A 12,305-nucleotide genomic window follows, 5' to 3' on the forward strand; every position below is an offset into this window, starting at 1 on the left:
GTGCCTGGGCGGGGAGGGAAGGGATTTCCGTGGGAGCGGGAAAGGTCTCAGAGCTCGATGCTCAAAAAGCCCTGGCGTTGCAGCCGGAAGATCTCAATAAAGGCGTTATCCACGACGGTGACCCGGGGGTGGAGCTGGTCGGCATCGACCTGGAACTGGTGGAGCGAAAGACCGCAGGCGACCACGCGGCTGCCGCGCTCGGTAAGGCGCTCGATCTGGGTGGCGAGTTCCGGGGGCATGCGCTCGGCGACGAGCGCCTCGACCGCAGGGCCGCAGGCGACCACGTCGGCGCGGGAGGTGGGCGGGTCGTTACCGTCGAGAAGATCGTGGGAGGTTTTCAGGGCAACCTGAAGATGGCGATCGGTGCGCACGCTGAGCACGGTCCTGGCGGGGGCGAGCTCGGAGCGTTGGGCGTGGACCGGCGCTTCGGAGGCTCCGGCGGCGTTGGCCGGGGTGGTGCAGGCGCTCATCAGGAGCGCGGCGATGGCGAGGAGCATAGAGAGCGAGCGAGTTTTCGAGGACATCATGATCAGGACTCCATACGAGAGGGGAGAGCGAGGACGTTGCGGACCGTGCCCGCAGCGCCACTGCGCGTGGTGGCGAGTTCAGCGTGTCGGTTGTCGGGTGCGGGCGCGCCAGGCGTCGAAGCCGAAGGTGTCGGCACCGTGGGCGATAAAGAAGATGAGTCCACCGGCCAGTCCGATGTTCTTAAAAAGAGGGCCCATGGTGGCCATGCTGCCCACCTGCACGGTGAGCGTGATGGGAACGATCAGCGCCAGCAGGCCCAGGGCGGCCGCGCGGGTGTACAGGCCCAGGAGAAGGGCCAGGCCGCCGATCAGAAGCGCGATGCCGCTGAGCACCACCAGAGGTTGGGCAGGAGCGATGGCGGTAGCCAGAAAGCCCATAGGGGAAGTCTCCAGACGTGCGGCGGTGCGCGACGGGTCGATCAGATGATTGAGGCCGGCGACGATGAAGATGCCGCTGAGCATCATGCGGAAGAGAGCCCGGGAGAGGGGCTCCAGACTTCGGGCGCGGTGTTCTAACGAAGCAAGCATGCAAACGTGTCCTTTTTTAAATGTTTCGATGATTGTTTAAGTGTTGATCGTGGATGGGCACGTCACATGCTTTCTGGACGCGTCGCATCGCGTGACGTTGGTGGTCCGGAGCCAGGCCGTGTTCAGAACGGACGAGGTTGGGGGGGGAGGATGTGGGTGACGCTCAACTCAAGTGTGCTTCTTACGCGGCGTGATCGCTTCCTTCGACGGGAAGGCCTGCGGCGCGCCACTCCAGGATGCCGTCGGTAGCGCGGTGGGCGTCGAGGCCTGCGGCGCGCATCTTCTCGACGCCCTGAATCGCGGCGACGCAGTAGGGGCCACGGCAGTAGGCCACGATGGTGCGGTCGGTGGGGAGCTCCTTGAGGCGCTGGTCAAGCTCGTCGGCGGGGATGGAGCGGGCACCGGGTATATGCCCGGCCTCAAACTCACGTTTGCCGCGTAGATCCAGCACGATCACCTCCCCACGCTCGGCCCGCGCCAGCAGCTCCGGGGTATGCAGCAAGGAGAGGTTATGGGGATCTTCGGCGTAGGTGTGCATCAGGTCGCGCACCTCCGGGAGCTCCGAGAGCCCCATATCGCGAAGCGCCAGCCACACCCTCCGGGTGGCCTCATTGGCCAGCCCGTAAAACACGTGCTTGCCCTCGCGTCGACCCACCACAAGACGTGCCTGCTTGAGCACTTTGAGGTGGGTGCTGGTGTTGGCCATGCTCTGGTCGAGGCGACTTGCCAGCTCTTCAACCGAGCGCTCCGACTGCGCCAGGATGTTGAGGATGCGCAGCCGGTGGGGGCTGGCCAGGGCCTGGCCGACCCGGGCAAAAGCCTCGTAGAGCGAGTTGGGTAAGTCTTCGATGGTCATGGGGGCTCCGCTGCTACGGGTGGTTCGGTCCAAACGTTTCGATGATCGTTTAACTCCTGGGGGTCTAAGTCCCCGACGCGGGGGTTCTATTTCCAGAAGGGGGGAAGTGCGACGGGGCGGCGACCGATGAGGGGCGCCGCCCCGACGCTGCGTTAGCGCCAGCGCGTCAGCGGGCCCAGGTCGTGCACTTCCTCATAGCCGTGGGTCAGCAGGTAGCGGCGCGCCATCGAGCTGCGGTTGCCGGAGCGGCAGTAGAGCACCAGCGTGCGGTCTTTCGGAAGCTCGTCGGTACGGGCTTCCAGCTCCTGCAGCGGCAGGTTAAGCGCGCCGGGGATATGCTGCTCCTGGAACTCTTGAGGGGTGCGCACATCGACCAGAAGGGCGCCTTCGTCGACGAGCTGGCGAGCGGTCTGGGGGTCGATAAAGTTCATTCTCTTCCTCACGATCGACAGGGCGATGAGGATGACCAGCGCGATCAGCACCAGGGTTGTCGGGTTGAATGTCATCGTCGTCGTCCGGGGTTTGGGGGATGGTTCTTTTCTCGAAGTGGGAGCTTTGCGAGATGCGTGCCAACTCGATAATTCGGCGATTTTCCGTGGGTGAAGCGCTGTCGGGGGCGGAAGAGGCGTGGTTTTGATTCAATTTTGTTTCAAATGTTTCTTAAGTGTTCATGGGATGCAACGCTGCCGACGTCGCTGGCGAGGGGGGGCGTCAGGACGACGCCGTCGGCGGAAGCTGAAGCTGCTGCATGGGGGCTGACCCCTGATCTGGAGTGAGCCTGTCGCGACGTTCGGGGACAATGCAAAGCGGATCGACGGCCCACCCGAAAAGGGTATGGGCGAGGGGAGGGGCCTTGAAGTTGAGAGGCTGTCTTTGCACAGTGGGCGGTGTGAGCAGGTGGTTTGAAGTCGGGCAAGGGGAGATGGAATGGCGCGAGTGCAGGATGGCTTCGAGGCGCTCTACCGGGAGCATGCCCCGGCGGCGCGTGCGACGTTGATTCGATTGCTGGGGGATTTTGAGCTGGCCGAAGACGCGCTGCATGAGGCGTGGGTGGTGGCCATGCAGAGCTGGGTGGGGGAGGATGGAGCGCTTAAACTTCCCACAAATCCGCGGGCCTGGCTGATCTCGACCGCCCGTTTTAAGGGCATCGATCGTCTGCGTCGGCGCGTGCGCTACCGTGAGAAGTTGGCGCTGCTGGCCGCTGAGGAGCCCTCGGTCCGCGCAGCGACGCCGGAGCAGGCGCTGGCGGAGGCGACGATCTTTGAGGATGACAGGCTTCGTTTGATCTTTACCTGTTGCCACCCGGCGCTGGGCCGTGAGGCGCAGGTGGCGCTCACCTTGAGAGAGGTGTGCGGATTGAGCACCGAGGAGATCGCGCGGGCCTTTCTGGTGCGTGCGCCCACCCTGGCCCAGCGCATTGTCAGGGCCAAACGCAAGATTCAGAGCGCGAAGATCCCCTACGCGATCCCCGAGGCGGCCGACATCCCGATGCGGCTGGAGGCAGTGCTCAGCGTGATCTACCTGGTCTTTAACGAGGGATATGCAGCGAGCTCGGGAGATGCGTTGATTCGCCGCGATCTTTGCACCGAGGCGATCGGGCTTGGGAGGCTGGTGGTCGATCTTCTGGACGAGCCCGATGGCGAGGCGCTGGGATTGCTGGCGTTGATGCTCTTGAGCGAGTCGCGGCGAGAGGCGCGGGCGGATGTCCGGGGCGATCTGGTGCTGCTTGAAGATCAGGACCGCGCGTTGTGGGATCGCGGGCTTTTGGATGAAGGGCAGGCGCTGGTGGGGCGCGCCTTTGCCACAGGTGAGGTCGGAAGTTACGCGCTGCAGGCGGCCATCGCCGCGGTTCACGCGCGCGCTGAGCGTTTTGAGGCGACCGATTGGGCGGAGATTGTGGCGCTCTACGATCTGCTCTTGCAGGCGTCGCACTCCTCGGTGGTGGCGCTCAATCGGGCGGTGGCCATAGCCATGCGCGACGGACCCGCGGTGGGGCTGACGCTTGTCGAGGGGCTTATGGCCGATGAGACGCTGACCTCCTATTACCTGGCTCATGCGGCCCTGGCCGATCTCTACCGCAGGGTGGGGCGCGACGAACTGGCGAGTGCGGGCTACCGACGGGCGCTTGAGCTGACTGAGCTGGAGCCGGAGCGTCGATTTTTAGTCCGACGTCTTCGTGAACTCGAAGCGTGAGGTCGCGTCCCTGTTTTTTTTGGAAACGTCATCAGGATGCGTGTCGATCGGGGCGTTGCTACTTCGACTAAGGGGTGAGAGCACGGCCTCGCCAATGCTTCGGTACGTAGGTTTCTTCGAAGTATGCTCCATATCCGTCCCCCCCTGACTTGCGGAGGTATGTATGAAGTATGTGTGTCTTGTGTACGGCGAAGAAGAGGCGATTCGCGGCGTCGACGACCGGGTTTGCGCGGCGTATGGCCGGGAGCTTCAGGAGCGTGGCGAGTATCTGCTCGGCCAGCCTCTGATGAGCGTGGAGACGGCCACCACCGTGCGGGTACGCCGTGGTGAGGTGAGCGTGACCGATGGTCCTTTTGCGGAGACCAAGGAGCAGCTGGCGGGCTTTTATCTGATTGAGGCGCGGGACTTAAACGAGGCGATTCGCATCGCCTCGGGCATTCCGCCGGCGCAGGTCGGATCGATTGAGATTCGGCCGGTGCGCGAGCTCGACGTGGAGCCCTGAGCTTTTTTGCAAAAATCTCGGCATGCCTGTCGAAAACGACGGCCCGCCTTCGACCACCTCGCGAACCCCTCCCGGGACCTCATCCCGGGAGGCATACACAGTCACGATCCCCGAGCGACGGGGATCCATACCCCGGGAAACCACATGAACATCGTCCCCTACCTGACCTTTGACGGCACCTGCAAAGAGGCCTTTGGCTTCTACCGCGACATCTTCGGCGGCACGCTCACCGTGCAGACCGTGGGCGAGTCCGAAGTCGCCGACGAGATGCCCGCCGAGTACAGCGACCGGGTCATGCACGCCTGTCTGCAGGTCGGCGATCGCCTGCTGATGGCCTCCGACGCCCTTCACGGGGGCTATGAGACGCCCCGCGGTGTCAGCATCTCGCTTCAGATGGAGACTCCCGAGGAGGCCGAGCGTGTCTTCGCAGCCCTGGCCGATGGCGGCCAGGTGACCATGCCCCTGGAGAAGACCTTCTGGGCGCTGCGCTTTGGCATGGTCACCGATCGCTTTGGCACCCCCTGGATGATCAACTGCAACGAGCGGGAGTGCATCGACTAAGCCCCGCTTTAGCGAAGCACGCATAACAAGGCCGCCGCGACCCGGAGTCGCGGCGGCCTTTTTTGATCGGGGGCCTGCTCAGTCCTCGTCGTCCTCATGAAACTGCCGGGCGGCCTCCGGGTGGATGCCGTGGGTCACTGAGATGCCCAGGTGCGTGCTCAAAAAGCGCTCAAAGCTCATCCACTCCCCGGACACCCGGATCGACTTGGTCCAGGCGCAGAGCGTGACGTAGCGCTCCGGGTTCTGGAGGTCGTCCAGGTTGGTGATGATGCCATCCATCTTCCCGAGCAGGGCGCGGGTGCTCAGGCGCAGCTCCATGGCCTCGGTGGCCAGGTCCGCCAGGTCTTTTAAGGCGGCTTCGTCCCCGGCGGTGAGCGCCCGGGGCGCAAAGTCCATCACGGCCAGCGCCCCCAGTCTCATCCCCCGCGAGTTCACCAGAGGGGTCGACGCGTAAAAGCGCAGCCCCAGCTCCCCGGCCGCCGGTGGGTGGGCCAGCACCAGGGGGTCTTGAAGGGACTCCCGGATCCGGGCGGCGTCCTTCTCAAAACGCACCGCCGCGCAGATGGCCGCACCCCCTTCCCCTCGCCGGGCCGCTGACAAGGGGGAAGCCTCGCCGCTCTCCGATGCCCCCTCGCTCAGAGAGATCAGAGAGATCGCCGCCTGAAAGACGTGCGTGCTCAGGCGAGCAACGCGCTCGAATGCCGCATCGGGTGGGGCTCCGAGGATGGACTGGCGAGACAGCTCTTTCACGGGGGAGTTCTCTGCAGCGAACAGGAGGGAGGAGCAGGGAGAGCGCTGGCGAGCGCGTCGTTCAGCCACCCGAGGTCGACGTCGTGGGAGATGGACCTTCGGGATCGCCGGGAGCTTTCCCGGGGACGCCTTAAGGGCAGACAAAGTGGCAGCAGGTTAGCCCGCAGCTTCGTCCTTGGAAAGCCCCGGAGATTCGAAAATCAGGATGACATTCTGTGAAAAATGATAATTATACCACTTTCGTGGGCTTGACCTTTTGGGCTGCGTAATATTTGCGTTTCCAAAAATATTGAAATTTTAAAAATGAAGTGGACGAGCCGTTTTTCTTCTGGGAGGGTGTCTATATGGCTGAAATGATTGGGGTTTTGTGGATTGTTTCGGAAATGTTTCACGGGCGCCGTTGACAATATTTATTCTAGTGGTACTGGATTTATTAGAACACGTTTCTACTACCATTCAGTCTCGCCGACTTTCCGCGGTGAGGGGGACGCGTGGAGCAACGCGGCGAGTTTCGCTTATCAGGCCGACAACTCCATCGCCCAGGATATTGCCGTGAAGGCCAGGCAGGAACGCGTTACGTCCAGAGTCGATTTGTCCAACTCCGAGCTTGCAGAAGAAGACTGCCGTGAACGGCTCGGCGCTCTGGTCGATGCGTGGAAAGAACTCGCAGGTCAGGGGGAAGAGGGGCGCGAGCAAGCGCAAGCCCAACTCTGGGAACTCTTGCGGCAGCTCAACGCCCAGGAAGTCTCTCGCCGCCACATCATTCTCAGCGCCATCTACGACTCCGGGGTGCTCGCCATGATGCGGGCCAACCGCGCGAGCCTGGAGAGTTTCGTGCGCCGGGCCGAGAGCTGCGGGGCCGATCGCGTGGCCGTGCAGTTGCTCTTCGACCTGGCCAGCCAGCAGACCACCCAGCATGAGATCGCCCGCGGCTACCTGCAGCGTGCGCTGACGCTGAGCGGCGATGCCAATCAGGTCTATCGCCTGGCCGCCAAGCTCGAGGTGGTCCTCTCCGACGATACCGAGCCCAACACCGTCACTGAGAGCGCCGATCGTCTCCCGCGCTCCTCTCGCCAGTCTGGCGAGTTCAACGTGCCCGACGCTCGTCAGCGCACCTCGCCACGGCTCGGCGCGATGGTCGCTCTGGTCGAAGAGGAGCCCGTCGACCTTCAGGAGGCGACGACGCTCAGCGCGCTGGGCTACGCGGAGCTCGACGCGCGTCATTCCTCTCTCTTCGATATTCCGCCGGCCGAACTCATCCCGGTCGACGATGAGGACGAGTCCTTCGTACCGACGCGTACCTTCATCGAGCCCACGCTCACCCGGACCCTCATCGGTACGCCGCCTGCCCCCATGGTGCCGGCTGCAGCCGAAGGAGCGTCCCCCGCGACGGCTCCCGCGTCTCCCGAGGGCGATGGTTTTGAGCCCTCGGAGCTTTCGCGCCAGCGCCTGGAGCATTTCTGGGATCAGAACACCGACCAGATGCAGATAGGCGCCACGTTTGAGACTGGCGAGCTGGTCGCCGGGCATTGTTATGACGTGCAGTCCGAGGATGAGGGGAATTTACTTCGAGAGGCCGCCGAAGCCCTGCGGAGCTATGCGCGGCAAGTCGGTCAGGCCCTGGGAGGCTCCACGGTGGTCGTGGCCCTGCCGACTGACGAGGGCAGCTGGCATGCCCTGATTGAAGAGGGGGACGTGGCTATCTTCCGCGCCACCTTTGGCGGGTTCGGGCGCGCGATGCGCCTGAGCGAAGAGGTTGTGAAGGGAGAGCACGCATGAGTCTTGTGATGTTGAATGAGGTGACGTTCCGGGTGCGCGAGCGCGTGCTGCTGCATCGGGTGGGATTGGATATCAGGCCTGGCGAAGTCGTCGCGCTGATGGGGCCCGGGAGCTCCGGTAAGTCCACCCTCCTGCAGGTGATCGCCGGGGTGCGGGGGCAGGGTGATGGCGAAAAACTCCGGGGCACACTCAACACCGCGAAGGTGACCCTGGTGCGTCAGCACCTGGCGATGATGGCCGGCACGGTGGAATCCTACCTGCGGGCTCGCCAGCCCGGTCGCGAAGCGCTGACTCCCCTCGAGTCTCGAGCGCTGGTGATGGAACGCTGCGCCGAGCTGGGGATGGAGCTCCAGGCATCCGACCTGGAGCAGGAGGTGGTGCTCCTTCCCCCTCCGCGCCGCGCGCAGCTCGCGATCGTCGGGGCGCTTCTGGAGGGGGCGGACGTCCTGGCCATCGATGAGCCCACCGCCCAGATGAACGACGAGGAGGCCGCTCCTCTCCTGGAGATGATCGCTCGGGCGCGAGCTCAGTGCTCGGTGGTCTGGGTCTCCCATCACCAGCGCCGGGTGCGGGAGGTGGCCGATCGCGTGGGATTGGTGGTCGCCGGTCAGCTGGTGGCGCTTCTGCCCACCGCCGAGTTCTTTAGCGACGATGCCCCGACGCCGGTGCGCCACTTCGTGCGCACCGGGGGCTGTCCCCGTGAGCTGATCGAGGCGCCCGAGGTTAGCGAGCCCATCGAGGACCTCGACTCCTCGGCGTTACGCGCGATCTGCATGCCTCAGCCCCGGATCCTCTCGGAGGTGCCGGCACCGGCCGCCGAAGGTGCGGTCCCCCCGGCGCCCAAACCCCTGCCAAAGCCCGCAGCGGCCCCCGGCGCCCGGGTGCTCCGACTGCCGGTTCGCCGGGATCGCTCCTACGAGCCCGAGCCGGAGAGTCCGATCGCTCGCCGGGTGCTGCTGGAGAGTCTGCCACGGGTTCTGGGCTTAAAGGCGCGCAGCCTCCCGCCCGAGGTGGTGGCTCCCCGCGATCTGGGCTGGCTGATCCCCGGCGTGCTCGGCGGTGCACCCCGCCCCGGTCTGCACCGCGATGACCTGGAGGATCTCCAGGCCCTGGCTGAGTTGGGCGTCGCGCACCTGATCGATATGCGGGCCGAAGTCACTCCGCCGCCCCGCGAGCCGGTGCCCGGGTTGCGGGTCCACCACTTCCCGGTGGTCGATATGGAGGTGCCCGAGCTCACGGAGATGGTCCGCTGGTGCGTGCGCATCGAGGGTTGGCTGACCAAAGGCAAGCCGGTCGTCGTGCACTGCGAGGCCGGATTGGGCCGCACCGGCACGTTCCTGGCCAGCTTCCTGATCTACCACGGTGTCGCCCCCGACCAGGCCATCAAACTGGTGCGCCGGGTGCGTTCGGGCTCGATCCAGAGCGACGCCCAGACCGAGTTTCTTTTTGAGTTTGAGCGCTGGCTCAACACGTCCATTGGCCCGAGGCTTCGGTGAGTTTAGCCGCCAGGTTCCGGGCAAAGGGTTTGAGGTGCGGCGTGGGCACGTACCTCAAAGGGGAGTCTCCCCATTCTTTTCGCAGCCCCACATTTCATCCCGATAGGAGTACGTCATGTCGTTGAACGATGCCATTCAGACCGCCGTCCGTGAAATCCCCGAGTGCGTTGCCGGTGGATACGTTGATATGTCCACCGGAATGCTCATCGGCGTCAAAACCGTCGAATCGCACCCCCAGGATGTGCTCGATATGGTCGCCGCCGCCACTGCCGATCTCTTCCAGGGCCGTAACGTCTCGACCATTGAGAAGATGTTCCGCAACGCCCGCGGGCTGGAGCAGAATGGTCACCATTACTTCCAGGAAATCATCGTGTTCAGCGATAACCTCCTGCACATCTTCCAGCGCTGCAAGCAGAACCCCGAGCACGCCGTGGTCTGGGTTTGCGATCGCTCGGCCAACATCGGGATGGCCCTGACCAAGTCGCGGATGCAGCTGCCGAAGATCGAAAGCGCGCTCTAAGTCGCGTGTGTGATGTATCTGATGATCCGATGATCCGATGATTCGATGATCCGATGCATCTGAGATCGCAGGATGTATGAATGGCAGCAGGGCCGGCGCGTGAGCGCCGGCCCTGTTTTTTTGGATACAGGAGTTCTTTGGACACAGGAGACTCCCGCGCTCGATGCCCCCGCACTCCTTGCGGAGGGGGCGGCGAGCCGCAGTTCGCCATGCGCGCGCTTTTTCAAAGAGGGTGATCGGGCGATCGCTGAGGATTTATGCGCCTATACGATCTTCGTTTAAAATGAAACAGGGTCGGTCAGGTGCTGCAAACGGACCTCTGAAGTTGAAGCATGGCCGATCAGGTGCTGAGAAAGGGCGTCCGCAGTTGAAGCATGGCCGATCAGGTGCTGAGAAAGGGAGTTTCACCCGGGGAGCGGGCGCTCGGATGCAAGGGGAGATGGACTACGTGCCTTTGAGCGGGCCCATCTCGCGCAGCTCGTCGATATGCGCGTCGATGGCCTGGTGCTCGCGGTCGACGAAGTCGCGCACCGCGGCGCGCAGGCGCGCGTCGGCGATGTAGTGCGCGCTGTAGGTGGGCGAGGGGGTGAAGCCCCGCTCGTACTTATGCTCTCCGCCGGCGCCGGGCTCAAAGACGTCAATGCCGCGGGACACCGCCCAGTCGATCGGGGCGTAGATGCAGGCCTCAAAATGGGCAAAGCGCACCTCGCGCTCGCAGCCCCAGTAGCGACCGAAGAGGTGGGTGGCGTCGGCCAGGTTAAAGGTGCCCCCGAAGGGGGCGCCGTCTTGCTCAAGCATCACCAGGTGAATGTTCTCGCGCAGGCTGTGGGCGATCTCCACAAAGAAGCGCTCGTTGAGGTAACGCTGACCGTAGACATGCGCGTCGACGGTGTTGGCGTAGTAGCGAAACATCCGCCGCATCACCTCCTCGGTGAGCGCGTCGCCCTGGAGGATGCGGGCGCTGACGTCCTCCCTGCGAAGATCGCGGCGCTCGCGACGGATCGAGGCGCGGCGTTTGCTGCGAAAGGCTTTGAGGAAGTCGTCAAAATCCTCAAAAGGGGCGTCGCTGCGCGGGGCGCGGTTCTTCCAGTGGTATTGCATGCCGGCGCGAATCGGCAGGTCGAGCTCTTCAAAGAGGCTGCGATCCTCGGGGCGGATGAAGTTGAAGTGCAGCGAGGAGAGCCCGGCGTCATCGGCCAGTTGAATGGCGGCCCGGACCAGCGCGGGGGCGATGGCGCCAGCGTCGGGATGATCGGGGGCGACCAGCACGCGCGCCCCGCTGACCGGGCTAAAAGGCACCGCGGCCACGGCTTTGGGATAGTAGGGGATGCCCGCGCGGTGGGCGGCCTCGGCCCAGCCCCAGTCGAAGACGAACTCCCCGCGGGAGTGGAACTTCAGATAGAGGGGAATCGCACCGATGAGGGTGTCGTCCTTATCGAAGGCGCACAGGATCTGGGGCACCCAGCCGCTGGCCTCATCCAGGCAACCGGAGCGCTCCAGAGTGCTCAAAAAGGCGTGGCTTAAGAAGGGGTTGGTGATGCGGGCGATCGCGTCCCACGCCTCGGCGCGAAGCTCGCTGACGCCGGCGCGAATCTCAATGCGGATGGAACTCATAGGGGCCTCTAGCTACGTCGACTTCGGGATGAGCAGCGGCGGTGATGCGCGCTCAACACTCCGCGATGGAACCTCGCTGGAGCGGAGCGTCTGATAAGGAATGCGATTGTTTGCGGCGGGCGTTCTATGCGACGATGGCCCGGCAGATGACGAGCCCGACTCAGACCTTTTACGTAGATGCCCAGGAGCGCTGGATATGCAGGTGGCGCAAGATCAGATCGTCAAAAAAGTCCTCGCTCGGCAGCCCTACCCGATGCTCTTTTCGAGCGTGGTGGGGAGCCATCTTTACGGCTTTCCCTCCTTTGACTCCGATCATGACATCCGCGGGGCGCATATTCTTCCGCTGGAGAATGTCGTCGGCCTCTACAACGAGCGCGAGACGCTGGAGGTGATGGAGACGGTCGATGGGGAGAAGATCGATTTTGTCTCGCATGATGTTCACAAGTACTTCTCGCTCCTGCTCAAGCGAAATACCAACGTTCTGGAGCAGATCTACTCGCCGCTGATCCATCATCGCACGGCCTATTTTGATGAGCTGCGCGAGATCGCCGGGGAGTGTCTGACCAGCAATCACGGGCACGCCTACCGCGGGTTCGCCCAGAAGATCTGGACGGTGTTTGAAAAGCAACGCAAGCTCAAACCACTGCTCTATGTGTTTCGCACCCTCTTGACCGGCCTCAATCTGATGGAGACTGGCGAGGTGGAGGCCAATATCATGCGGCTCAACCACCGCTATCGGCTGCCCTATCTGGGCGATCTCATCGCGCTGAAGCTCCACGGCTCCGAAGACACGCTGATGGAAGACGCCGATATGAGCTTTTACGAGGGGGAGTTTCGCCGGCTGATGCGCCGTCTGGATGACGCGCGTTTTCACAGCGATCTTCCTGAGGAGCCACGCGGCAAGCCCGAGCTCCACGATCTGCTGGTGCGGATGCGTCTGGAGCACGGGCAGGCCGGCTGAGGCGGCTTCATCCCGACA

General features: G+C 63.7%; 13 protein-coding genes. 7 read left to right on the forward strand and 6 right to left on the reverse strand.

The genetic code is table 11. The features are described 5' to 3' along the window. Positions 1-47: 47 nt before the first annotated feature. From EA187_RS11855 to EA187_RS11870, 4 genes are all read right to left on the reverse strand, one after another. Entirely contained in the window at positions 48-527 is a 480-nt protein-coding gene (locus EA187_RS11855; protein ID WP_115605123.1) for a DsrE family protein, read from the reverse strand. 78 nt (positions 528-605) lie between these two features. Continuing rightward, positions 606-1,055 (reverse strand): DoxX family membrane protein, encoded by a 450-nt coding sequence (locus EA187_RS11860; RefSeq protein ID WP_206524290.1) that lies wholly within the window; start codon positions 1,053-1,055, stop codon positions 606-608. 181 nt (positions 1,056-1,236) lie between these two features. Further along, a complete protein-coding gene (locus tag EA187_RS11865; protein ID WP_115605121.1) occupies positions 1,237-1,911 on the reverse strand; it encodes an ArsR/SmtB family transcription factor in 675 nt (224 codons plus the stop codon). Between the two features lie 152 nt (positions 1,912-2,063). Then, positions 2,064-2,417, reverse strand: coding sequence for a rhodanese-like domain-containing protein (locus EA187_RS11870; RefSeq protein ID WP_206524292.1), 354 nt, complete (start codon positions 2,415-2,417; stop codon positions 2,064-2,066). Between the two features lie 430 nt (positions 2,418-2,847). Between EA187_RS11870 and EA187_RS11875 the strand changes: the two genes are divergently transcribed. The 3 genes from EA187_RS11875 to EA187_RS11885 all read left to right on the forward strand — a co-directional run bounded on the left by EA187_RS11875 (position 2,848) and on the right by EA187_RS11885 (position 5,167). Further along, positions 2,848-4,104 carry an RNA polymerase sigma factor gene (locus EA187_RS11875; protein WP_347343338.1) on the forward strand — a complete coding sequence of 419 codons (1,257 nt, stop codon included), beginning with the start codon at positions 2,848-2,850 and terminating at the stop codon, positions 4,102-4,104. Between the two features lie 163 nt (positions 4,105-4,267). Further along, the gene (locus EA187_RS11880; protein WP_115605117.1) at positions 4,268-4,606 is read left to right on the forward strand and encodes a YciI family protein; all 339 of its coding nucleotides are present in this window, start codon (positions 4,268-4,270) and stop codon (positions 4,604-4,606) included. A 144-nt stretch (positions 4,607-4,750) separates the two neighbouring features. After that, the gene (locus EA187_RS11885) at positions 4,751-5,167 is read left to right on the forward strand and encodes a VOC family protein (protein ID WP_127780383.1); all 417 of its coding nucleotides are present in this window, start codon (positions 4,751-4,753) and stop codon (positions 5,165-5,167) included. A gap of 78 nt (positions 5,168-5,245) precedes the next feature. Here EA187_RS11885 and EA187_RS11890 read toward each other — a convergent pair whose 3' ends face one another. Beyond that, on the reverse strand, positions 5,246-5,917 hold the full coding sequence (locus EA187_RS11890; protein ID WP_164856222.1) for a GAF domain-containing protein: 672 nt from the start codon (positions 5,915-5,917) through the stop codon (positions 5,246-5,248). A gap of 591 nt (positions 5,918-6,508) precedes the next feature. Between EA187_RS11890 and EA187_RS11895 the strand changes: the two genes are divergently transcribed. The 3 genes from EA187_RS11895 (at position 6,509) to EA187_RS11905 (ending at position 9,712) form a co-directional block, all read left to right on the forward strand. Beyond that, positions 6,509-7,696: a hypothetical protein gene (locus EA187_RS11895; protein WP_127780385.1), complete on the forward strand. Its 1,188-nt coding sequence runs from the start codon at positions 6,509-6,511 to the stop codon at positions 7,694-7,696. Next, entirely contained in the window at positions 7,693-9,192 is a 1,500-nt protein-coding gene (locus EA187_RS11900) for a phosphatase domain-containing putative toxin (RefSeq protein ID WP_127780386.1), read from the forward strand. The genes EA187_RS11895 and EA187_RS11900 overlap by 4 nt, the downstream gene beginning before the upstream one ends. A 115-nt stretch (positions 9,193-9,307) precedes the next feature. Continuing rightward, positions 9,308-9,712, forward strand: coding sequence for a hypothetical protein (locus tag EA187_RS11905; protein ID WP_127780387.1), 405 nt, complete (start codon positions 9,308-9,310; stop codon positions 9,710-9,712). Positions 9,713-10,156: 444 nt separating this feature from the next. Here EA187_RS11905 and EA187_RS11910 read toward each other — a convergent pair whose 3' ends face one another. Further along, positions 10,157-11,326, reverse strand: coding sequence for a GNAT family N-acetyltransferase (locus tag EA187_RS11910; RefSeq protein WP_127780388.1), 1,170 nt, complete (start codon positions 11,324-11,326; stop codon positions 10,157-10,159). A gap of 196 nt (positions 11,327-11,522) precedes the next feature. On the opposite strand from EA187_RS11910, the gene EA187_RS11915 reads away from it, so the two are divergent. Beyond that, complete coding sequence (locus tag EA187_RS11915; protein ID WP_115605103.1) at positions 11,523-12,287, forward strand: nucleotidyltransferase domain-containing protein; 765 nt, start codon at positions 11,523-11,525, stop codon at positions 12,285-12,287. The last annotated feature ends 18 nt before the right edge of the window (positions 12,288-12,305 follow it).

The organism is Lujinxingia sediminis (assembly GCF_004005565.1).
Taxonomy (GTDB): Bacteria; Myxococcota_A; Bradymonadia; order Bradymonadales; family Bradymonadaceae; genus Lujinxingia; species Lujinxingia sediminis.